Origin of the sequence: Pseudomonas sp. TH31 (assembly GCF_016650815.1) — a bacterium.
Classification (GTDB): Bacteria; Pseudomonadota; Gammaproteobacteria; order Pseudomonadales; family Pseudomonadaceae; genus Aquipseudomonas.
In genome coordinates this window covers 83,467-104,166 of sequence record NZ_JAEKEZ010000001.1, presented here as the reverse complement: position 1 = coordinate 104,166, position 20,700 = coordinate 83,467, and the positions used below count along the sequence as shown (strand labels likewise).

The window sequence follows — 20,700 nt, the reverse complement described above, 5'->3', positions numbered from 1 at the left end:
AGTCGTAAGCGACCGTCCATGTGATGGCTTTCAGCACGTGCTTATTCAAGCGAGGAAAAGTCTTTCAATGCAGGCCAGAAATTCCGCCAAATACGGAGTCACGAGGCAAGCAGGGAAGAAACCGCACCCTTCACGTAACGAAAAAATCGACGCGGCCTAGTGTCCGCAATGGCAGACAAGTTTTTGAATAGTACGGTCGAGGTACTGCGCTCAACAGGTGAGCAAGGGCCAAATATCGAAGGATCGAAGGCCATATACCGAGAGGAGAAAGGCTGTGGGGTTAGGAACGGAGTGAATACTTGATATGCAGGGTCCATATCCACTTCAGAGGAACAACGGCGAACAGGAATGCCTGATCACATGGAACTCCATGCGCCAAAAATACCGTGAGAAATTGCCAAAGCTGGCATCAACTCGGACACAAGTGGTGAGGATTCCACCCAGAGCCAGTCGTTTTGTGGGAGTAAAAATGGCCAAAAATAAAAAAGGGTCGCGAGATAAAATCTCGCAACCCTTTGAAAAATATGGTCGGGACGGAGTGATTCGAACACTCGACCCCTAGCACCCCATGCTAGTGCGCTACCGGACTGCGCTACGCCCCGACTAGGCGTGATACTCGTCCCTCATCTCGAAGAACGCTCAAGAATATATCGCAAGCTTTTGAAAACTGGAAGTATTCAAACGCAGGAATTTATTTCTTGAGCACAACCAGTACATCTTCCAATTCAGCGATCATCTGCCGAATCATTTGCTTGTACTGAGTGGTGTCGTCTTTGGCTTCATCGCCGGACAAACGCAGGCGCGCGCCGCCGATGGTGAACCCTTGATCGTAAAGAAGCGCACGGATTTGCCGGATCATCAGCACGTCTTGTCGCTGATAATACCGGCGGTTTCCGCGGCGTTTGACGGGGTTGAGTTGAGGAAACTCCTGCTCCCAGTAGCGCAGCACGTGTGGTTTTACCGCACACAGCTCGCTGACTTCACCAATGGTGAAGTAGCGTTTGCCGGGGATGACGGGTAGCTCGTCGTTATGACTTGGTTCCAGCATAAGCCTCAACTCGGGCCTTCAACTTCTGCCCTGGACGAAAGGTGACCACACGGCGAGCCGTGATCGGGATTTCTTCACCCGTTTTCGGATTGCGGCCAGGCCGCTGGCGTTTGTCCCGAAGGTCGAAATTGCCGAAACCGGACAATTTGACTTGTTCGTTGTCTTCCAGAGCGTGCCTGATTTCTTCAAAAAACAGTTCGACCAATTCCTTGGCCTCCCGTTTATTCAGGCCCAGCTCCTCATACAGACGTTCCGCCATCTCAGCTTTCGTCAGAGCCCCCATACGTCACTTCCTTAACGTGGCGTTCAACCTTTGTTCGAGCGAGGTGAGGATATTTTGCGTCGTGGTATTCACCTCATCGTCATTAAGAGTGCGCGATGGATGCTGCCAGGTCAAGCCGACTGCAAGGCTTTTTCTATCAGGATCAATGCCTTTACCCTGATAAACGTCAAATAGCCTGAGGTCCGTCAGCCATTCCCCTGCATTTTCACGGATTACGTCCATTACGGCACTGGCTGCAACGCCTGTATCGGCCAGCAACGCCAGGTCACGACGCACTTCAGGAAAGCGCGACAACTCCTGGAATTTAGGCATTTTACCCAACGCCACTTCGGCCAGAACCAGCTCGAAAACGAAGACCGGACGGTCGAGACCGAGGGTTTTCGACAATTCAGGGTGAATGGCACCGACGAAACCGACCAGACGACCTTCACGCTCGATGCGCGCGGTTTGACCCGGGTGCAGCGCCGGGTGCTTGCCCGGCACGAAAGTGAACGAATCCAGTGCACCGGCAAAGCCCAGAACCGCTTCCACGTCTGCCTTGACGTCAAAGAAGTCCACGACATCGCGACCTTGCGCCCAGCCTTCCGGCAGGCGGCTACCGCAAACAACACCCGCCAGCATCGGCTCTTGCTTCAAGCCTTCCAGTTGACCGACAAAACGCAGACCGCTTTCGAACAGACGAACACGATCCTGTTGGCGGTTCAGGTTGTGCTGAAGCGCCTTGACCAGGCCAGGCCACAGGGACGAACGCATCGCGGCCATGTCGTTCGAAATCGGGTTGGCCAGCAGCAGCGGTTCAACACCCGGATTAAACAGTTCGAACTGTTTCGGATCGATGAAGCTGTAAGTGATCGCTTCCTGATAACCACGGGCCACCAGCAGACGACGCAGCACTGGCAGATCGCTACGGGCTTCAGCCTTGGGTTGCGGTGCCAGACGGGCTTGCGGGTAGCGGACCGGCAGACGGTTGTAACCGTACAGACGGGCCAGCTCTTCGATCAGGTCAACTTCCAGGCTGATATCGAAGCGATGGCTTGGCACTTCAACGCGCCACTGCCCTGCCCCGTCGGTAGAAATGGTCAGACCCAAAGCGTTCAGCAGACGCTCGACTTCGGCCGAATCCATTTCCATGCCCAGCATTTGGCTGATGCGCTGCGCACGCAGGGTTACCGGTGCGATTTTAGGCAGGTGTTGCTCGCTCACGGTTTCGATGATCGGACCGGCTTCACCGCCAGTGATTTCCAGCAGCAGGCCGGTGGCGCGCTCCATGGCTTCACGGGCCAGTTGCCAGTCCACGCCACGCTCGTAGCGGTGCGAGGCATCGGTGTGCAGGCCATAAGAACGAGCCTTGCCAGCAACGGCAATCTGATCGAAGAACGCGCTTTCCAGGAAAATATCGCGAGTGGTCGCGGTGTTGACGCCACTGTGCTCGCCACCCATGACGCCGGCGATTGCCAGGGCGCGAGTGTGGTCGGCAATGACCAACGTATCGCTACGCAGGCTGACTTCCTGACCGTCGAGCAGCACCAGCTTCTCGCCTTCTTCAGCCATGCGCACGCGGATGCCGCCGTTGATTTCGGCGAGATCGAATGCGTGCAGCGGTTGACCCAGTTCCAGCATCACGTAGTTGGTGATGTCGACGGCAGCGTCAATGCTGCGCACGTCGCCACGACGCAGACGCTCAACCATCCACAGCGGCGTAGGCTTGGACAGGTCGACGTTACGGATTACACGACCCAGGTAACGTGGGCAGGCGGCTGGCGCCAGCACTTCAACCGAACGCACTTCGTCGTGCACGGCGGGTACCACGGCAACCATCGGACGGGTGACTTCAGCGGCGTACAGCGCGCCGACTTCACGGGCCATGCCAGCCAGGGACAGGCAGTCGCCGCGGTTCGGGGTCAGGTCGACCTCGATGCTGGCGTCGTCCAGGCCCAGGTATTCACGAATGTCCTGACCAACCGGCGCATCAGCCGGCAATTCCATCAGGCCATCGTTGCCTTCGCCGACTTGCAGCTCGGCTTGAGAGCACAGCATGCCGTTGGACTCAACGCCACGCAGCTTGGCTTTCTTGATTTTGAAGTCGCCTGGCAGTTCGGCACCGATCATGGCGAACGGGATCTTCAGGCCCGGGCGTACGTTTGGCGCACCGCAAACGACCTGGAAGGTCTCCGAGCCATTGCTGACCTGGCAAACACGCAGCTTGTCGGCGTCCGGGTGCTGCTCGGTGCTCAGCACCTCGCCCACCACCACACCGGTGAATTCGCCGGCGGCCGGCGTAACGCTATCGACCTCAAGACCGGCCATCGACAGACGAGCAACCAGCTCGTCACGACTTACCTGCGGGCTTACCCAGCCACGCAGCCATTGTTCACTGAATTTCATCCTGCTCTCCTAAGAATTCGTTACGACTAGCGAAATTGCGCGAGGAACCGCAAGTCGTTGTCGAAGAACAGACGCAAGTCGTTCACGCCGTAACGCAGCATGGCCAGACGCTCAACGCCCATGCCGAAGGCAAAGCCCGAGAACTCTTCCGGGTCGATCCCGGACATGCGCAACACGTTCGGGTGAACCATGCCGCAGCCCATCACTTCCAGCCAGCCAGTCTGCTTGCAGACACGGCAGCCTTTACCGCTGCACATCACGCATTCCATGTCGACTTCGGCGGATGGTTCGGTGAACGGGAAGTACGAGGGACGGAAACGCACGGCCAGTTCTTTTTCGAAGAACACGCGCAGAAATTCTTCGATGGTGCCTTTGAGGTCGGCGAAATTGATGTCGCGATCAACCAGCAGGCCTTCGACCTGGTGGAACATCGGCGAGTGGGTGATATCGGAGTCGCTGCGGTACACACGGCCTGGGCAGACGATGCGGATCGGCGGTTTTTTCGATTCCATGGTGCGGACCTGTACCGGCGAGGTATGGGTGCGCAACAACATGTTGGCATTGAAATAGAAGGTGTCATGCATCGAACGGGCCGGGTGATGGCCTGGGATGTTGAGCGCTTCGAAGTTGTGGTAATCGTCTTCGACCTCAGGGCCTTCGGCGATGCCGTAGCCAATGTGGGTGAAGAACTGTTCGATACGTTCCAAAGTGCGCGTAACCGGATGCAGACCACCCGAGGTCTGGCCACGGCCAGGCAGGGTCACGTCAATGGACTCGGCAGACAGTTTGGCGGCCAGGTCGGCCTCTTCAAACAGTGCCTTGCGTGCATTGAGAACCTCTGTGACACGCTCCTTGGCAACGTTGATCAGGGCGCCGACTTGCGGACGCTCCTCTGCCGGCAAATTCCCCAGGGTCTTCATCACCTGAGTCAATTCGCCCTTTTTGCCAAGGTAGTGAACCCGGATTTGCTCCAGGGCATTGATATCTTCAGCGCTTTGCACAGCCTCTAGAGCTTGAGAGACCAGCGCGTCCAGGTTTTCCATGTACAGACTCCAGATACAAAATAGGGGAAGAGCTTGAAGGCTCTTCCCCTATTTATGACGTTTAACACCTGGCCCCACAGAGGTGAGGCCGGGTGACTGTCGGGGGTACTTAAGCCAAGGTGGCTTTAGCTTTCTCGACAATCGCAGCAAACGCCGCTTTTTCGTTCACTGCCAGATCAGCCAGAACCTTACGGTCGATCTCGATGGACGCTTTTTTCAGGCCGGCGATGAAACGGCTGTAGGACAGACCGTTGATACGAGCACCAGCGTTGATACGAGCGATCCACAGAGCGCGGAACTGACGTTTTTTCTGACGACGGTCACGGTAGGCGTATTGGCCTGCCTTGATTACCGCTTGCTTGGCAACACGGAATACGCGCGAGCGAGCGCCGTAGTAGCCTTTAGCAAGTTTCAGAATTTTTTTGTGACGTTTACGGGCAATGACGCCACGCTTTACACGAGCCATGAGTTACTTCCTCTATTCTTGACTAAATTAACGAAGGCGCAGCATGCGCTCGACTTTTGCCACGTCACACGGTGCCAGCAAGCTGCTACCGCGCAGTTGACGCTTACGCTTGGTCGACATTTTAGTCAGGATGTGGCTCTTGAAAGCGTGCTTGTGCTTGATACCGTTAGCAGTTTTCAGAAACCGCTTAGCAGCACCACTTTTAGTTTTCATTTTTGGCATGTTCGGATACTCCGCATTCAGTTGATAAACATAATCAGAAGGCCTGCCGTGCCCTATTGATTACTTCTTCTTTTTCGGGGCGATGACCATGATCAGCTGGCGTCCTTCCATCTTAGGATGCTGTTCGACCGAACCGTACTCGAGCAAGTCACCTTCAACTCGCTTGAGGAGTTCCATCCCCAGCTCCTGGTGGGCCATCTCACGGCCGCGGAATCGCAAGGATACCTTGGCCCTGTCCCCATCACTCAGGAAACGTACCAGGTTGCGCAGTTTTACCTGGTAATCCCCTTCCTCCGTCCCTGGACGAAACTTGATTTCTTTAACCTGGATCTGCTTCTGGTTTTTCTTGGCCGCGGCAACCTGCTTCTTCTTTTCGAAGATCGATTTGCCGTAGTCCATCAGTTTGCAAACAGGGGGTACTGCATCGGCGGAAATCTCCACCAGATCCAGCTTGGCCTCTTCAGCCTTAAGAAGCGCGTCTTCAATTGACACAATCCCAAGCTGTTCACCTTCAGCCCCAATTAACCGAACCTCGCGTGCCGAGATATTCTCGTTGATCGGGGCTTTCGGTGCAGCTCGTTTATCTTGTCTCATTTCACGCTTAATAGTAATTACTCCGAATCTGGGCGACCACGCCGGGAAACCGCTTGCGCGAGAAACTCAGCGAACTGGGCGACGGGCATCGAGCCCAGGTCAGCACCTTCACGAGTACGCACAGCGACAGTCTGCATCTCGACTTCCCGATCTCCGATAACCAAGAGATAAGGAACCTTGAGCAAAGTATGCTCGCGGATTTTAAAGCCGATCTTTTCATTTCTCAAGTCAGACTTGGCACGAAATCCGCTTTCATTGAGGGTTTTTTCAACCTCGGCGGCGAAATCAGCCTGTTTATCAGTGATATTCATGATCACTGCCTGGGTCGGAGCCAGCCACGCAGGGAATGCACCCTCGTAGTGCTCGATCAGGATTCCGACAAAACGCTCGAAGGAACCAAGGATCGCCCGGTGCAACATAACCGGGTGCTTGCGACTGTTGTCTTCGGAGACGTATTCGGCTCCCAGACGGACAGGCAGGTTAAAATCGAGCTGAAGGGTACCACACTGCCAGACACGGCCGAGGCAATCTTTCAGCGAGAATTCGATCTTCGGACCGTAGAATGCGCCCTCGCCTGGCTGCAAATCATACGGCAGGCCGGCGATATCAAGGGCTGCAGCCAAAGCGGCTTCAGCGCGATCCCACAATTCGTCGGAACCGACGCGTTTTTCCGGACGAGTGGACAGCTTCATTTCGACGTCTTTAAAGCCGAAATCGGCATAAACGTCCATGGTCAGCTTGATAAACGCAGCGGATTCGGCCTGCATCTGATCTTCAGTGCAGAAGATGTGGGCGTCGTCCTGGGTAAATGCACGCACACGCATGATGCCGTGCAATGCACCCGATGGCTCGTTACGGTGGCAAGCACCGAACTCGGCCAGGCGCATTGGCAGTTCGCGGTAGCTTTTCAGGCCCTGATTAAACACCTGCACGTGGCAAGGGCAGTTCATCGGCTTGATCGCGTAGTCGCGGTTTTCCGACTGAGTGGTGAACATGTTGTCGGCGTAGTTGGCCCAGTGCCCGGATTTCTCCCACAGGCTGCGGTCAACGACCTGCGGAGTCTTGATCTCCAGATAACCGTTGTCGCGCTGAACCTTGCGCATGTACTGCTCAAGCACCTGGTACAGAGTCCAGCCGTTCGGGTGCCAGAACACCATGCCCGGCGACTCTTCCTGGGTGTGGAACAGGCCCAGGCGCTTGCCGATCTTGCGGTGATCGCGCTTTTCAGCTTCTTCGATGCGCTGGATGTAAGCCGCCAACTGCTTCTTGTCAGCCCAGGCGGTACCGTAGACGCGCTGCAATTGCTCGTTCTTGGCATCGCCACGCCAGTAGGCGCCGGACAACTTGGTCAGCTTGAAGGATTTCAGGAAACGGGTGTTTGGCACGTGCGGGCCGCGGCACATGTCGACGTATTCTTCGTGATAGTACAGGCCCATGGCCTGCTCGTTCGGCATGTCCTCGACCAGGCGCAACTTGTAGTCTTCGCCACGGGCCTTGAACACTTCGATCACTTCGGCGCGCGGAGTGACTTTCTTGATCACGTCGTAATCTTTCTCGATCAGCTGCTGCATGCGCTGTTCGATCGCAGCCAGGTCGTCCGGCGTAAAAGGACGCTCGAAGGCGATGTCGTAATAAAAGCCTTCGTCGATGACCGGGCCGATGACCATCTTGGCCGTCGGGTACAGCTGCTTGACCGCGTGGCCAACCAGGTGGGCGCAAGAGTGGCGAATGATCTCCAGCCCCTCTTCATCCTTTGGCGTAATGATTTGCAGCGTGGAATCGCTGTCGATGATGTCGCTGGCATCAACCAGCTTGCCATTGACCTTGCCGGCCACGGTGGCTTTGGCCAAGCCAGCACCAATGGATGCGGCGACCTCGGCTACGGAAACCGGATGATCGAATGAACGTTGACTGCCGTCGGGAAGAGTAATAGTTGGCATGGCGCCTCCTCTCCTAGTGGTGACCCCTACCAAAGGTCACGTGGGTTGGGATGAGCCAGTACAAGATCCGATCCAGGCCATTCAATGACGAACGCCTGCCTTACAGCGGCAGGAGCCTTGCGGCCAACCGGAAAACCGAACCAGAGTGACTGGGATTCAAATCAGGGTTATTCGTGCAGTTGCCGCCGCCGGGACTGGATGTCAGCCGGAGCCTGCATAAGCACGAGCGAAGAATCCTAGCACAGATGAACGGTCGTCGATGCACCCGCGCCTTATGCCAGCGTAAAACGACGTTTTTTATGCCAGAGTGCTGAACTTGAACCCGGTTTTATCCATCAGATAACAAGACATTTGACCCACAAGGAGCATCCAAGCATGCGTCTGAATCGTTTATTCGCAGTAGTCGCCCCTATCGTCCTTCTGCTGCCTCTGGCGGCCCATGCCGATTGGCCGAAGGGCGAGCGGGATAAATACATGGCCCAGTGCGTTCCTGCTGCCGAAAAGAAGATCAGTAACACTCAGGCAAAAGCCGTCTGTGGTTGCGGCGCCGATCAGCTCAAATCATATCCTGCCAGTGACCTTACGGCATTGATGAACGGCACGGCCAGTGACGCACTGGGGAAACAGGCAATGGAAAAAATTGCCACGTGCAGGCTCGACAATGGTGAGAAAAAATAAGCCAGGTGGAGTCGTTTTTACGCCACCGATGACTGTAAAAAGGGCCCGAGCATCGCTTTTTCGGACATTTTATACAGGTTTTACAGCTTTTTTTATCGTCTTTACTTTCGGCTGAAAGCCTTTTAAAACGGGGCTTGCAGCCAGATCAAGCAGCAAAGAAAGCACGGTTTAAGGGCAAACAGCACCTGCGGGGGGCTCCCAAACCGTACATTTCGACTATGATAGTCCCGTGTGCCCAGTTGGCCTGAGCAGCACAGCACTACTGAAAATATATGTTTCTTGGAGATACACCATGTCTAATCGCCAAACCGGCACCGTTAAATGGTTCAACGATGAAAAAGGCTTCGGCTTCATCACTCCTCAAGGTGGCGGTGACGACCTGTTCGTACACTTCAAAGCTATCGAAAGCGACGGTTTCAAAAGCCTGAAAGAAGGCCAGACCGTTTCCTTCGTGGCTGAGAAAGGCCAAAAGGGTATGCAAGCTGCACAAGTTCGCCCAGAGTAAGTTTCTGGCGCACTAAAAAAACCCCGTCCATGTGACGGGGTTTTTTATGGGCGAAACAAAAGCCTGACGGTATCAGCCGCAGTTGATGCGCGTGATCACCAGGTTGTCATCGGTGTTGAGGTTCAAGCGATCGGAGCGATACTCCAGGGTCACCATATCGCTTGGCTTGAGGATCCGGGCATTCTGTGCGCCTGCACGAGTACGTGCCTGCTCCAGCAGTTCTGGCGAGGCCTTTTTGCCGATAGTGAATTGCGCAGCCTTTGAATCACAACGGCTGTGACCGGTGTCGGTCACCACAGGGTCTTTGGCTGTCGACTCGGTGGAGGGAGTGCTGCAACCGGCCAGCATGGCAACGGCCAACAAAGTACCCAATGACGCGAGCTTCCAAGGCATGAAGCCTCCTTCTTTCAATAGTTAAGCTGAGATCGTGCGACCGCCAATCTGGCGTTTGGTTTCACGGACAGTACTGTCACCCTGCCCCCGACCTGGACGATCAGCGAGTTTGCCTGAGCGTCGCAGCATCGTTCATCACTCAATCGTGACTGAATATGAACAGCACTCAATAAACGTCGATGTAGTCGTAAAGCGGATTCGGCCAGTTCTCTTTCAGCGCGTTAAAGATCTGCATGACCCAGACCTCGTCACTGGCGGCGACTAATCCCACATAACCCGAGCCCTTGGCCCACGTCTCCAGGCGAAACAGCAGCCCGACGATATCAGCGCCGCCGACAACGCCCGAGGAAATATAAGCAATGCCGGCCTTGGTTACCCGCAACTGGGTGTGTTCATCGTCACTGGCGCAGGCCAGCAGCTGGCGCACGGCCTCAAGGGTCAAGCCGTCGGGAGTGTTCAAATCGATCTGCACAGCGCGGTCCTTGAAAACCCATCAAAGGCCAAGTGTCGCATAGCCCTCCTCTCATGCCTAAGTCGGAGTGCCAAATGCCGCTCAAAATGGTTAACTCGACACTCAGACTTTCCCGACTTCACGAGCGCCATCATGACCACCGTAAGTATCGACGCCGACATCAAAGCCAAGTGGGCACAGGGTCACAGCTCCTACAGCCCGGGCAGCCCGGAAGAGTTGGCAATCATTGGCATCGACCTGTTGGTCAAGGAACTGGGAACGCAAGCCGCCCAGTCGTTCATCGCCCAGATATTCGAGAAATACCCGGCCGATTACCCCGGCGTGGTGGATTCAGAAAGGGAGTAAAAACCCGCAGGCTGGCACCTGCGGGTGTGCGGCTTACTTCAAGCGAGCCAGACGCTGGGTCAGCAGGTCGAAAAAGCCCTGGGCATCGCCGTTCTCAACCCAGAATGCATTCTTCGGTGCTTTCAGGCCGTCATACCAGTCGACGACGGTCTGGCCGAATGTCGGACCTTCACGGCTGTCGATCACCACATTGACCGAACGACCGGTGAACAGCTCCGGCTTCAGCAGGTAAGCGATGACGGTGGCGTCATGCACCGGGCCGCCCGGAATGCCGTAGTGCTCCATATCGCCTTTGACGTATTCGTTGAGAATATCGCCCACGATCTTGCCGGCATTGTTGTTGAGCGCGGCGATCTGCTTCAGGCGCGCGTCGCTGGTGAGAATCTTGTGGGTCACGTCCAGCGGCAGGTAGGTCAGTTTCACCCCGCTTTTTAGTACCACTTCCGCAGCTTGCGGGTCAGCGAACAGGTTGAATTCAGCCACCGGGGTGATGTTGCCTCCATTGAAGTGCGCGCCGCCCATGACCACCACTTCCTTGATGCCCTGAACGATTTCAGGTTCCTGAATCAGCGCCAGGGCCAGGTTGGTCTGTGGACCGAGCATGGCGATGGTGATGCTGTGGGGCTTGGCGGTTTTCAGGGTATCGATCAGGTAATTGACCGCATTACCCTTGGCCAGACCTTGTTTCGGTTCGTGCACGGTGACACCCGACAGGCCTTCCTTGCCATGGATGTTCTCGGCGTAGATCGGCGTGCGCATCAGCGGTTTCGGCGCGCCAGCATAGACCGGCACCTCTTCACGCCCCGCCCACTCGCGGGCCAGGCGCGCATTACGCGAGGTCTTGTCCAGACGCACGTTGCCAGCGACGGTGGTCAGTGCGCGGATGTTCAGTTCTTCCGGCGAGGCCAGGGCGAACAGCAAGGCGACCACGTCGTCGGCACCCGGATCGGTGTCAATGATCAAGTCGATCTTTTCCGCCGCCTGGGCGCTTGTTGCGGTAATCAAGGACAAAAGCAGCAGACTCCGGAGCAGATGATGCAGTTTCTGAGCATAGCGGTGCATAGCGCACTCCTTGTGCGTGGGAAAGCAGGAAAGATTTACAGCGAGTTAGAACGTCACCCCGGACACCAGCACGATGTTGCAGTACGGCTGACATTCGCCTGTACGAACAATCGCCCGCGCCTGCCGGCTGAGGACTTTGAATTGCTCATGGCTGAGCAAGTCGCGCCGACCCAAGGCACCTTCAGCATTCAGCTCATCCAGTGTCGTTAGGGCCGTCGGTTGCTTGTCGAGGATCTCCTGGGCGAGCACATGGCTTTCGACCTGCATTTCGCTGAGCACCACGTTCAAGGTGCTGATGAAGTCCGGAATACCGTGGGTCAGCGCCAGATCGATCAATTCGACGCCTGGTGGTACCGGCAGACCGGCATCGCCGATCACCACGATGTCGCCATGACCCAGGGACGCGATCAGCCGCGACAGTGCGACGTTGAGCAAAGGTGTCTTTTTCATGGGGTTTTAAAGGCCTGTACGTCGGACAAATTGGGAATCGAAGGTTGCGCCCCCGCCCGGGTGACCGACAGTGCGGCCGCGACTTGACCGAAACGGATCGCCTCGCCCTCGCTTTTGCCGGACGCCAGGGCAGCGGCGAAACCGCCGACAAAGGTGTCGCCCGCCGCTGTCGTATCAACGGCCTTCACAGTCGGCGCAGGGAAATGCTCGAAGCCTGTGCCGTTGGCAAATAGAGAACCTTGGGCACCGAGGGTGATGATCACCTTGCCGGCGCCCATCGCGATCAATCGGGTCGCGGCGGTTTGCGCGGTGTCGAGGGAGTCCACCGGCAAACCACTCAGGGCCGACGCCTCGCTTTCATTCGGGATCAGGTAGTCGATGGACGCATACCAATCCGCCGGCAGCGGACGACTGGCTGGCGCCGGGTTAAGAATCACGGTTTTGCCCAGCTCACGGCCGCGCTTGAGCACATGACCGACGGTGGCGTCCGGTACTTCGAGCTGACAGATGATCACGTCCGCCGCTTGCAGCACCGCGTCGAAACGATCGATCACTGGCGGGGTCAGCGCGCCGTTGGCACCGGCGACAATCACGATCGCGTTCTGGCTGTTGTCATCGACCACAATCAGGGCCACGCCGCTGGCGCCATCGACGATGCTGACCGCCTGACAATCGATCTGTTCGGCCAACAAGGCACCGCGCAGTTCCTGGCCATAGGCGTCGGTCCCGACGCAGCCGACCATCGACACCTTGGCACCCAGTCGCGCCGCGGCTACGGCCTGGTTCGCCCCTTGCCGCCGGAGACCGTGGCGAACGACTGACCGATCAGCGTTTCACCGCCACGGGGCAGCCGAGGAGCCCGGGTCACCAGGTCCATGTTCAGGCTGCCTATTACCACTACTTTTGCTGGCATACATCATTACTCATCAATTCGGTTTCAGCGGTGCTTTTGTTTAGCGGTACTCAGCAAACACCCCAGCCAGCGGTGCAGTCGACTCCCGCAAGACAATACTGGGGGTCACGATCCGTTGATCAGTGGCCAGGTCCGGCGTGGCAATCCTTCGCAACAGTACCTCGGCTGCCATCTCACCAAGCTGCAGGATCGACTGGCCCACGGTGGTCAGCGCCGGATAAACATAACGGCTCATCTGGATGTCATCGAAGCCGATCACCGACAACTCGGCGGGCACACGAATGTTGCGCTCGGCAGCCGCGCGCAGCACACCGATACCGATCATGTCGTTACCGGCGAAAATCGCGCTCGGCGGGTTCTTTTCCAGCAAGATCGCGGCGGCGCTGTAACCACCGGTGCTGGTGAAATCGCTTTCGAGCATGCGCTCGCGGGGCACTTCGACACCTGCCTCCTTCAATGCCCGGCAATAACCGGCCAGACGCATTTGCGCCACACTGGTACTCGCCGGTCCGCCGATGGTGGCGATGTCCCGATGCCCCAGCTCCAGAAGATGCCGGGTTGCCAGATAGGCGCCGTATTCGTGGTCAATGCGCACCAGGTCGGCATTCACGCCTTCCAGTCCGCGGTCGACAATCACCATCGGCGTGCGCACGCCTGCAAGACCTGCTGCGAACCCGGCATCGCCACCGGCCGAAGCCACGATCAAGCCGTCGATGCGTTTTTCCAGCAGCACCCGCAGGTAGCTGCGCTGCTTGTCCGGGTTATCGTCGGAGTTGCAGAGGATCACGCAGTAGCCGTTACGCTCGCAGTAATCCTCGATGCCTCGGGCCAGTTCGGCGAAGTACGGGTTGAGGCTGTTGGGCACCAGCAAACCGATGGTCGCCGTGGTTTTCGCTTTTAACGAACGCGCGACGGCGCTCGGGACGTAGTCGAGGCTCTTGATCGCCGCCTCGACTTTCACCCGCACTTCTTCACTGACCGGCCGCGTCTTGTTCACCACGTGGGACACCGTGGTGTAGGAAATACCTGCAAGTGCTGCCACATCCTTGATCGTTGCCATGAATCAGGTCCGCCGGCTTGCGCGCTGACTGCGATAAGTATCCAGAACCACCGCCACCACGATAACCGCACCGGTGATGATGCGTTTGGTCGGTTCGCTCGCACCGATCTGCGCGAGGCCCGCCGCCAATACCGAAATGATCAACACACCGAAGAAGGTGCTGATGACCGAACCACGGCCGCCCATCAGGCTGGTGCCACCGATCACCACGGCGGCGATCACTTGCAGTTCCAGGCCGGAGCCGGCATTCGGGTCCGCCGCTTCCAGGCGGGAAATCTGAAACAGCGCGGCGATGCCGGCCAGCAAGCCCATCAGGCTGAACACCAGAATCTTGTAGGGCTTTGGATTGATCCCGGCCAGACGCACCGCCTCTTCGTTGGTGCCAATGCCGATCAGGTAGCGACCGAACACAGTACGGGTCAGCACAGCCTGGGCGACGATGATGATCACAAAGGCAATGATGAACGATGGCGAAATACCGAAAGCTATCGGGTTGGACAGCCAGGCAAAAGCGTCACCGATGTAAGCCGTGCGCGAGCCGGTCATCTGGTACGCCAGACCACGGGCCATTTCCAGCACGCCGAGGGACACGATGAACGACGGGATCCGCCAGGCCACGGTGATCGAACCGGTGATGGTCCCGGCGAGTGCAGCAACCGCCATGCCGAGCAACGCTGCGGGCAAGACACTCCAGCCCCAGCCGAGAATCGCCACGCTGACCGCCGAGGCTGCGAGCGCCAGCACCGAACCGACCGACAGGTCGATACCGCCGATGATCAACACGAAGGTCATGCCAACCGCCAGCACCATCAAGTCCGGGATCTGGTTGGCCAGGGTGCTGAAGGTGTCATACGACAGGAAATGGCTGCTCAGGACCGAGAACAGCGCGACCATCGCCAGCAAGGCACCGGCCAGGCCCAGGTAGGTGCCCAGCCCGTAAAAATTGCCACTACGTTTACCGGCAGATGCTGCAGTTTTCATGGAAGATCCCTAGGCGCTGCTTCGTTGAGCAACGCATCACGTTTTTGGTAGCCGGCAAAAGCGGCGGCAAGCAAATCATCCTGGGTCCAGCTGTCGCGCTCGAAGGTGTCAATCAGGCGGCCTGCCGACAACACGCCGATCCGATCGCAGATCAGCATCAGTTCACGCAGGTCACTGGACACCACCACCAGCGCCTTGCCCTGGCGCGTCAATTCACCCAGCAAGGCATAGATGTCGAACTTGGCGCCGACGTCGATACCGCGAGTCGGCTCGTCGAACAACATCACCGAACAGTCGCGTTCCAGCCAACGGCCGATCACGACTTTCTGCTGGTTGCCACCGGATAACTCGGACACCAGTTGTGTTGGACTGGAACTGCGGATGCGCATCGCGTCGATCTGACGCTGGGCCAGTGCCATCTCGTCACCGTTATTGACGACGCCCGCACTGGAAATCACCGGCATGTTGCCCAAGGCAATATTGGCGCTGATCGATTGAGTCAGCAGCAGGCCTTCGCCTTTGCGGTCCTCGGTGATCAGGGCAATGCCGTGACCCACCGCATCAGCCGGCGAACGAATGCTCACGACTTTAGCCGGAGAACCCAGCGCGACCGTGCCGCTGTCCGCTGTATCGGCGCCGAAGATCAGTCGCAGCAACTCGGTGCGCCCTGCCCCGATCAGCCCGGAAATGCCGTAGATCTCACCGGCACGCACTTCGAAAGACACATCGCGAACCTTGTCGGAGCGGGTCAGCCCTTTGACCGTCAAGGCCGGCGCGCCAATGTTGCGCTGGCCCATGTCCATGTGTTCGCCCAACTCACGGCCCACCATCAGGGTGACGAGTTGCTCGCTGTTGTAATTGGCCATCGGCTCGACGCAGACCAGGTTGCCGTCACGCAGCACGGCAATGCGCTGGGCCACTCGCGCCAGTTCCTCGAGGCGGTGGGAAATGTAGATGATCGACACGCCGCGGGCTTGCAGGCGAGTGATCTGTTCGAACAGCATCTCGACTTCACGGGCCGTCAGCATCGCGGTCGGTTCGTCGAGGATCAGCACATGGCAGTCGCCGATCAGGTTACGGGCGATCTCGACCATTTGCTGGTGACCGATGCCCAACTCGCCGACCAGGGTGTCCGGGTCGATCGCGTCGAGACCGACCTGGGCCATGGCCTCGATCGCGGCCTTGCGCAGTTGCTTGCGGCTGATCCAGCCACCGTTGCTCGGCAGGTTGTCGAGAAACAGGTTTTCCGCCACCGACAGCGTCGGCAACAGATTGAGTTCTTGCATGACCATGCGGATGCCCAGGTCTTCAGCCTGGGTCCGGCTGCCGGGGCGGTATTCCTGACCCTGGAATTGCATCTGGCCGGTGGTCGGCGTGACCAGCCCGCCGATGATCTTCGACAAGGTACTTTTGCCGGCGCCGTTCTCACCGGTCAGCGCCAGCACTTCACCGCGCATCAGCGTCAGGTCGATGCCGGTCAGGACCGGTTGGGCATAGGTCTTACCGATACCGCTGACCGAGAGGACAGCGTTCGGGGCGCAAAGTGACATAAAAAACTCTCCATGCGCTCGCCCGGACGGGCGAGCACCGTTGTGTCGCCAGAAGGACTACTTGGTAACCAGCTCTACCGGAGTTTCGATCACACCGTTGGTGCCGCTGTCGACTTTCTCGCCCTTGATGATTTTCAGCGCAGTCTCGATGCCGAACACCGCTTGCCTGGCAGCAAACTGGTCAGCGGTGGCCAGGACGCGGCCGTCCTTGAGCATCGGCTTGATGGCGTTGATGTTGTCGTAGCCGACGACCTGAACCTTGCCAGCCTTGCCCGCTGCACGGACGGCGGAAACGGCGCCTACGGCCATGCTGTCGTTACCGGTCAGCAGGGCTTTGACTTGCGGGTATTCACTGAGAATCGAGGCGGCAACCTTGTTGCCTTTGTCGATCTCCCAGTCACCGGATTGCAGCGACACGACCTTGATATTCGCCGCTTCCATCGCATCCTTGAAGCCTGCGGTACGCTGCTGGGCGTTGGTCGTGGTGGACACGCCTTCGATGATGCCGACTTCGTCACCAGCCTTCAGTTGCTTGGCCAGGTACTCGCCCACCAGACGCGCGCCTTTGCGGTTGTCCGGGCCTACAAACGGTACGCTGATGTTCTTGCTTTTGACGACGGCCGGATCGAGCTGGTTGTCGATGTTGATTACGGTAATGCCGGCATCGACGGCTTTCTTGATCACCGGCACCATGGCCTTGGAGTCAGCAGGCGCGATGACCAGTGCATTGACCTTGGCCAGGATCATTTGCTCGACGATGCGCGTCTGGCCAGCGGTGTCGGTTTCGTCCTTGATGCCGTTGGAGATCAGGTCGAAATCGGCGGAGTGTTCTTTCTGGTAGGCCTTGGCGCCGTCTTCCATGGTCAGGAAGAATTCGTTGGCCAGAGATTTCATGACCAGGGCGACTTTAGGTTTTTCGGGGGTGTCGGCGAAAGCCGAAGAGAGGGGCAAAGCGGTGGATGCGGCAGCCAGCATAGCGACAGCGAGAAGACGTCCAGCGAATGGCAGCTTCATGGGTTCACTCCGATCTTATGATTATTGTGAGCAACGCTTGCGCTGGCGCAGCTTCAGGGCGTCGTCGATGAATCAAGTCATCGGGAACGCCGCGCAAACGTTTGCGTAGACCGAACTATGCGAACCCAGCCGGGATTTGTCAACGAGCAGAAACGACCAATTTTTTGCACTGGTTGGCAAAAACCGGGCATTCACATCATGCCGTGGTGTTGACCACCGACCCGCTACCGGCGCCCTTGGTCATTTCCTTGACCAGGGCGTTGGAGACTTCCAGCAGCGCACCGTTGGTTTCGGCTATCTGACCTTGAACAGCCATCACCGCGGTGGACTTGGCTTCCGGTGTCGGATAGGACGCCGCTTGAGCTGCGGCCAATTGCTGCTGTTGCTCGCGCAGTTGCTGTTGCAGCTCTTGCATGCGCTTGAGCAGCATTTTCACCGTCACACTGGTGGTGTCCGGGGCTTGCTGCGTGTCTGCACCCGCTGCCAGGCCCACGGCACCCGTCTTGACTTGCTTGCCGTCGTCCTTGCTGACGCCCAGCGCTTTATCTGCCGCCTGCGCCGTAGCTTCGTTCAACGCCCGGATGGTAGCAGCTGATTTGCCACCGATGGTGATGCCTGCAGCATTCGGAATACCGACGGATAACGACATGTGAGCTCCTGAAAAAGTAAGATCCTTTAGAGGAGCATCGACCTGAACGCGAATTTCTTTAGCAGCGATCTGAAATTTCGCAAGGCGATTTGCCCAACGAAAGTCGCAGGTTTTTTCGGAGAACCGAACACAAACACCAAAGGTGTTCGGAAACCCGGACACCAAGCTGTGCACCTGCCCCGCCAACCACATAAATACTGATATAAATCATAAGCTTAAAGTTTTCTCTCATTCAAAGTACGGCTGGTACAGATCCTGCTCCTTCTCGTGCACCCCAGGCGTTCAGATCTGCCGGGGGCGTATCTAGATGAACCTGCATCAGCACCGTCACGACTAGAGAGAAAATAATGAAATCTGCATTCAATACTTTTATTCCGGGCGCTTTGGCCCTCCTGCTGCTCCTGCCGACCGCCCTTCAGGCGAAAGAAGTCGAAACCCAACAGAAACTGGCTAATGTGGTGATCCTCGCCACCGGCGGCACGATCGCCGGCGCTGGCGCCAGCGCGGCCAACAGTGCCACTTATCAAGCGGCCAAAGTCGGTATCGAGCAACTGATTGCCGGCGTGCCGGAGCTCGGCAAACTGGCGAATGTGCGTGGCGAACAGGTCATGCAGATCGCCTCTGAAAGCATCACCAACGACAACCTGTTGCAACTGGGTCGTCGCGTGGCAGAACTGGCCGATAGCAAAGACGTCGATGGCATCGTCATCACCCACGGTACCGACACCCTGGAAGAAACCGCTTACTTCCTGAACCTGGTGGAAAAAACCGACAAGCCGATCATCGTGGTCGGCTCCATGCGCCCAGGCACTGCGATGTCGGCTGACGGCATGCTGAACCTCTACAACGCCGTGGCCGTGGCCAGTAGCAAAGAAGCACGCGGCAAAGGCGTGCTGGTGACCATGAACGATGAAATCCAGTCCGGTCGCGACGTCAGCAAAATGATCAACATCAAGACCGAGGCCTTCAAAAGTGCCTGGGGCCCGTTGGGCATGGTGGTCGAAGGCAAATCCTACTGGTTCCGTCTGCCGGCCAAGCGTCACACCATGGACTCGGAATTCGACATCAAAACCATCAAGAGCCTGCCTGACGTCGAAATCGCCTACTCCTACGGCAACGTCAGCGATGTCGCCTACAAAGCCCTGGCTCAGTCCGGCGCCAAAGCGATCATCCACGCCGGCACCGGCAACGGCTCGGTGTCTTCGCGCGTCGTTCCAACCCTGCAGGCCCTGCGCAAGGACGGCGTGCAAATCATCCGCTCGTCCCACGTCAACGCCGGCGGTTTCGTCCTGCGTAACGCTGAACAACCTGACGACAAATACGACTGGGTTGTAGCGCATGACTTGAACCCGCAAAAAGCCCGGATCCTGGCCATGGTTGCACTGACCAAGACCAACGACAGCAAAGAGCTGCAACGGATGTTCTGGGAATACTGATCGGCCCTCGCCCGACCGGTTCCGGTCGGGCACCGCTTACACCCTTCGCCACTCTGGCGAGGGGTCATTGCCCTACAAAAAATCCTGACCGTCTTACACCAAACGGAAAAAACCACTGTCAGAGGATTTTCTTGAATTTTAAGCAGTTGCGAAAATTCCTACAGCCAAATACTGTATGCGCGTACAGCTTAATAAGGATAATCCCATGGCCACCACTTCCGCCTCTCCTGACGCCTATCAACGCATGGGCATTCGCGTCCAAAAAATCATCAATTCCCAAAGTGCCCAGAAAGCCAAAGCCGCCCTGATCTTCCGTCTTCCTGACGAACCGGTGGCTGAGTGGGAACAGCTGCTCGAAGAAATCGACGAGAACGATAACGTCACCCTCGCCTATCGCGACGATGGCGGCGTGCAGATTTTTTGGGTTGTGCCGAAGGAAGATTGAGTCAATGAGTGTCCGTTGTTTTGCTTTGTTGTTTCTGTTCATCGCCATGGGGGCCCAGGCTGGCGCTCCGCGCACCTTCAACGAAGCCAAGAAAGTCGCCTGGAAGCTTTACGCACCGCAATCCACCGAGTTTTATTGCGGCTGCAAATACACCGGTAACAAGGTGGACCTCGCCGCCTGTGGGTATGTGCCGCGCAAAAGCCTCAAGCGCGCCTCGCGCATCGAGTGGGAACACATTGTCCCGGCCTGGCAGATCGGTCATCAGCGCCAATGCTGGCAGTCGGGCGGACGCAAAAACTGCACGCGCTACGACCCGACGTATCAGAAGGCCGAGGCCGACTTGCACAACTTGGTGCCGAGCATCGGCGAGGTAAATGGCGACCGCAGCAACTTCAGCTTTGGCTGGCTGCCGGTACAATCGGGCCAATACGGTTCGTGCCTGACGCAGGTCGACTTCAAGGCCAAGAAGGTCATGCCGCGCCCTTCGATACGCGGGATGATCGCCCGGACGTACTTCTACATGAGCAAGCAGTACGCCTTGAAACTGTCCAGACAGGATCGCCAACTGTATGAAGCCTGGAACAAGACCTACCCGGTGCAAGCCTGGGAGCGCCAGCGCAACCAGAGCGTGGCCTGTGTGATGGGTCGCGGTAACGAGTTTGTCGGCCCGGTAAACATGAAAGCCTGCGGTTGAACAAACGCTGAAAACACAAAGGCCTCGGGCATTAAACCCGAGGCCTTTTTTGTTTCTAACCGCCGACTTTGT

At 57.5% G+C, this 20,700-nt stretch carries 23 protein-coding genes, 1 tRNA gene and 1 pseudogene; 6 read left to right on the top strand and 19 right to left on the bottom strand.

Features of this window, described 5'->3' with window-relative positions:
* Positions 1–525: 525 nt before the first annotated feature.
* The 9 genes from JFV26_RS00545 to thrS form a co-directional block, all read right to left on the bottom strand.
* A tRNA-Pro gene (locus tag JFV26_RS00545) sits at positions 526–602 on the bottom strand.
* Positions 603–691: 89 nt separating this feature from the next.
* Positions 692–1,048 carry a MerR family transcriptional regulator gene (locus tag JFV26_RS00540; RefSeq protein WP_003179985.1) on the bottom strand — a complete coding sequence of 119 codons (357 nt, stop codon included), beginning with the start codon at positions 1,046–1,048 and terminating at the stop codon, positions 692–694.
* Entirely contained in the window at positions 1,029–1,331 is a 303-nt protein-coding gene (ihfA, locus tag JFV26_RS00535; protein WP_002553164.1) for an integration host factor subunit alpha, read from the bottom strand. Before ihfA ends, JFV26_RS00540 begins: the two co-directional genes overlap by 20 nt.
* Positions 1,332–1,334: 3 nt before the next feature.
* Positions 1,335–3,716 (bottom strand): phenylalanine--tRNA ligase subunit beta, encoded by a 2,382-nt coding sequence (pheT, locus tag JFV26_RS00530; RefSeq protein ID WP_201188764.1) that lies wholly within the window; start codon positions 3,714–3,716, stop codon positions 1,335–1,337.
* A gap of 26 nt (positions 3,717–3,742) precedes the next feature.
* Positions 3,743–4,759 carry a phenylalanine--tRNA ligase subunit alpha gene (pheS, locus tag JFV26_RS00525; RefSeq protein WP_054596661.1) on the bottom strand — a complete coding sequence of 339 codons (1,017 nt, stop codon included), beginning with the start codon at positions 4,757–4,759 and terminating at the stop codon, positions 3,743–3,745.
* Between the two features lie 109 nt (positions 4,760–4,868).
* Positions 4,869–5,225 carry a 50S ribosomal protein L20 gene (rplT, locus tag JFV26_RS00520; protein WP_007905879.1) on the bottom strand — a complete coding sequence of 119 codons (357 nt, stop codon included), beginning with the start codon at positions 5,223–5,225 and terminating at the stop codon, positions 4,869–4,871.
* A gap of 27 nt (positions 5,226–5,252) precedes the next feature.
* Positions 5,253–5,447 (bottom strand): 50S ribosomal protein L35, encoded by a 195-nt coding sequence (gene rpmI / locus JFV26_RS00515; RefSeq protein WP_008145659.1) that lies wholly within the window; start codon positions 5,445–5,447, stop codon positions 5,253–5,255.
* 60 nt (positions 5,448–5,507) lie between these two features.
* A complete protein-coding gene (gene infC, locus JFV26_RS00510; RefSeq protein WP_176469887.1) occupies positions 5,508–6,059 on the bottom strand; it encodes a translation initiation factor IF-3 in 552 nt (183 codons plus the stop codon).
* On the bottom strand, positions 6,059–7,981 hold the full coding sequence (gene thrS / locus JFV26_RS00505; protein ID WP_201188762.1) for a threonine--tRNA ligase: 1,923 nt from the start codon (positions 7,979–7,981) through the stop codon (positions 6,059–6,061). The genes infC and thrS overlap by 1 nt, the downstream gene beginning before the upstream one ends.
* Positions 7,982–8,356: 375 nt before the next feature.
* Between thrS and JFV26_RS00500 the strand changes: the two genes are divergently transcribed.
* Positions 8,357–8,659 (top strand): hypothetical protein, encoded by a 303-nt coding sequence (locus tag JFV26_RS00500; RefSeq protein ID WP_201188755.1) that lies wholly within the window; start codon positions 8,357–8,359, stop codon positions 8,657–8,659.
* Positions 8,660–8,951: 292 nt separating this feature from the next.
* Positions 8,952–9,164 (top strand): cold-shock protein, encoded by a 213-nt coding sequence (locus JFV26_RS00495; RefSeq protein WP_003179963.1) that lies wholly within the window; start codon positions 8,952–8,954, stop codon positions 9,162–9,164.
* Between the two features lie 72 nt (positions 9,165–9,236).
* Here the strand turns inward: JFV26_RS00495 and JFV26_RS00490 are convergent, their stop codons facing one another.
* Entirely contained in the window at positions 9,237–9,557 is a 321-nt protein-coding gene (locus JFV26_RS00490; RefSeq protein ID WP_201188753.1) for an I78 family peptidase inhibitor, read from the bottom strand.
* A 166-nt stretch (positions 9,558–9,723) separates the two neighbouring features.
* On the bottom strand, positions 9,724–10,029 hold the full coding sequence (locus JFV26_RS00485; protein ID WP_201188751.1) for a hypothetical protein: 306 nt from the start codon (positions 10,027–10,029) through the stop codon (positions 9,724–9,726).
* A 132-nt stretch (positions 10,030–10,161) separates the two neighbouring features.
* On the opposite strand from JFV26_RS00485, the gene JFV26_RS00480 reads away from it, so the two are divergent.
* Entirely contained in the window at positions 10,162–10,374 is a 213-nt protein-coding gene (locus tag JFV26_RS00480; protein WP_201188749.1) for a hypothetical protein, read from the top strand.
* A gap of 33 nt (positions 10,375–10,407) precedes the next feature.
* Here JFV26_RS00480 and JFV26_RS00475 read toward each other — a convergent pair whose 3' ends face one another.
* From JFV26_RS00475 to JFV26_RS00440, 8 genes and pseudogenes are all read right to left on the bottom strand, one after another.
* Entirely contained in the window at positions 10,408–11,436 is a 1,029-nt protein-coding gene (locus tag JFV26_RS00475) for a nucleoside hydrolase (RefSeq protein ID WP_201188747.1), read from the bottom strand.
* 45 nt (positions 11,437–11,481) lie between these two features.
* A complete protein-coding gene (gene rbsD / locus JFV26_RS00470; protein WP_201188745.1) occupies positions 11,482–11,886 on the bottom strand; it encodes a D-ribose pyranase in 405 nt (134 codons plus the stop codon).
* Positions 11,883–12,799: pseudogene (rbsK, locus tag JFV26_RS00465) on the bottom strand (ribokinase). Before rbsK ends, rbsD begins: the two are co-directional and overlap by 4 nt.
* A gap of 40 nt (positions 12,800–12,839) precedes the next feature.
* Positions 12,840–13,859, bottom strand: coding sequence for a LacI family DNA-binding transcriptional regulator (locus JFV26_RS00460; protein ID WP_201188738.1), 1,020 nt, complete (start codon positions 13,857–13,859; stop codon positions 12,840–12,842).
* Positions 13,860–13,862: 3 nt separating this feature from the next.
* Entirely contained in the window at positions 13,863–14,840 is a 978-nt protein-coding gene (locus tag JFV26_RS00455) for an ABC transporter permease (protein WP_201188736.1), read from the bottom strand.
* Complete coding sequence (locus JFV26_RS00450) at positions 14,837–16,390, bottom strand: sugar ABC transporter ATP-binding protein (protein WP_201188734.1); 1,554 nt, start codon at positions 16,388–16,390, stop codon at positions 14,837–14,839. The genes JFV26_RS00455 and JFV26_RS00450 overlap by 4 nt, the downstream gene beginning before the upstream one ends.
* Before the next feature lie 57 nt (positions 16,391–16,447).
* A complete protein-coding gene (locus JFV26_RS00445; RefSeq protein WP_201188733.1) occupies positions 16,448–17,404 on the bottom strand; it encodes a sugar ABC transporter substrate-binding protein in 957 nt (318 codons plus the stop codon).
* A 196-nt stretch (positions 17,405–17,600) separates the two neighbouring features.
* Positions 17,601–18,053, bottom strand: coding sequence for a hypothetical protein (locus tag JFV26_RS00440; protein WP_201188731.1), 453 nt, complete (start codon positions 18,051–18,053; stop codon positions 17,601–17,603).
* Between the two features lie 347 nt (positions 18,054–18,400).
* Between JFV26_RS00440 and JFV26_RS00435 the strand changes: the two genes are divergently transcribed.
* From JFV26_RS00435 to JFV26_RS00425, 3 genes are all read left to right on the top strand, one after another.
* A complete protein-coding gene (locus tag JFV26_RS00435) occupies positions 18,401–19,489 on the top strand; it encodes an asparaginase (protein WP_201188729.1) in 1,089 nt (362 codons plus the stop codon).
* A gap of 205 nt (positions 19,490–19,694) precedes the next feature.
* Positions 19,695–19,934 carry a DUF1654 domain-containing protein gene (locus tag JFV26_RS00430; RefSeq protein ID WP_201188727.1) on the top strand — a complete coding sequence of 80 codons (240 nt, stop codon included), beginning with the start codon at positions 19,695–19,697 and terminating at the stop codon, positions 19,932–19,934.
* Between the two features lie 4 nt (positions 19,935–19,938).
* Positions 19,939–20,628 (top strand): endonuclease, encoded by a 690-nt coding sequence (locus JFV26_RS00425; RefSeq protein WP_201188725.1) that lies wholly within the window; start codon positions 19,939–19,941, stop codon positions 20,626–20,628.
* Positions 20,629–20,700: the final 72 nt, after the last annotated feature.

What these genes read in the sequence shown, in the direction of transcription:
- JFV26_RS00540 (WP_003179985.1), bottom strand. Translation starts at nt 1,048, where the DNA reads ATGCTGGAACCAAGTCATAACGACGAGCTACCCGTCATCCCCGGCAAA.
- ihfA (WP_002553164.1), bottom strand. Translation starts at nt 1,331, where the DNA reads ATGGGGGCTCTGACGAAAGCTGAGATGGCGGAACGTCTGTATGAGGAG.
- pheT (WP_201188764.1), bottom strand. Translation starts at nt 3,716, where the DNA reads ATGAAATTCAGTGAACAATGGCTGCGTGGCTGGGTAAGCCCGCAGGTA.
- pheS (WP_054596661.1), bottom strand. Translation starts at nt 4,759, where the DNA reads ATGGAAAACCTGGACGCGCTGGTCTCTCAAGCTCTAGAGGCTGTGCAA.
- rplT (WP_007905879.1), bottom strand. Translation starts at nt 5,225, where the DNA reads ATGGCTCGTGTAAAGCGTGGCGTCATTGCCCGTAAACGTCACAAAAAA.
- rpmI (WP_008145659.1), bottom strand. Translation starts at nt 5,447, where the DNA reads ATGCCAAAAATGAAAACTAAAAGTGGTGCTGCTAAGCGGTTTCTGAAA.
- thrS (WP_201188762.1), bottom strand. Translation starts at nt 7,981, where the DNA reads ATGCCAACTATTACTCTTCCCGACGGCAGTCAACGTTCATTCGATCAT.
- JFV26_RS00500 (WP_201188755.1), top strand. Translation starts at nt 8,357, where the DNA reads ATGCGTCTGAATCGTTTATTCGCAGTAGTCGCCCCTATCGTCCTTCTG.
- JFV26_RS00495 (WP_003179963.1), top strand. Translation starts at nt 8,952, where the DNA reads ATGTCTAATCGCCAAACCGGCACCGTTAAATGGTTCAACGATGAAAAA.
- JFV26_RS00490 (WP_201188753.1), bottom strand. Translation starts at nt 9,557, where the DNA reads ATGCCTTGGAAGCTCGCGTCATTGGGTACTTTGTTGGCCGTTGCCATG.
- JFV26_RS00480 (WP_201188749.1), top strand. Translation starts at nt 10,162, where the DNA reads ATGACCACCGTAAGTATCGACGCCGACATCAAAGCCAAGTGGGCACAG.
- JFV26_RS00475 (WP_201188747.1), bottom strand. Translation starts at nt 11,436, where the DNA reads ATGCACCGCTATGCTCAGAAACTGCATCATCTGCTCCGGAGTCTGCTG.
- rbsD (WP_201188745.1), bottom strand. Translation starts at nt 11,886, where the DNA reads ATGAAAAAGACACCTTTGCTCAACGTCGCACTGTCGCGGCTGATCGCG.
- JFV26_RS00460 (WP_201188738.1), bottom strand. Translation starts at nt 13,859, where the DNA reads ATGGCAACGATCAAGGATGTGGCAGCACTTGCAGGTATTTCCTACACC.
- JFV26_RS00455 (WP_201188736.1), bottom strand. Translation starts at nt 14,840, where the DNA reads ATGAAAACTGCAGCATCTGCCGGTAAACGTAGTGGCAATTTTTACGGG.
- JFV26_RS00450 (WP_201188734.1), bottom strand. Translation starts at nt 16,390, where the DNA reads ATGTCACTTTGCGCCCCGAACGCTGTCCTCTCGGTCAGCGGTATCGGT.
- JFV26_RS00445 (WP_201188733.1), bottom strand. Translation starts at nt 17,404, where the DNA reads ATGAAGCTGCCATTCGCTGGACGTCTTCTCGCTGTCGCTATGCTGGCT.
- JFV26_RS00440 (WP_201188731.1), bottom strand. Translation starts at nt 18,053, where the DNA reads ATGTCGTTATCCGTCGGTATTCCGAATGCTGCAGGCATCACCATCGGT.
- JFV26_RS00435 (WP_201188729.1), top strand. Translation starts at nt 18,401, where the DNA reads ATGAAATCTGCATTCAATACTTTTATTCCGGGCGCTTTGGCCCTCCTG.
- JFV26_RS00430 (WP_201188727.1), top strand. Translation starts at nt 19,695, where the DNA reads ATGGCCACCACTTCCGCCTCTCCTGACGCCTATCAACGCATGGGCATT.
- JFV26_RS00425 (WP_201188725.1), top strand. Translation starts at nt 19,939, where the DNA reads ATGAGTGTCCGTTGTTTTGCTTTGTTGTTTCTGTTCATCGCCATGGGG.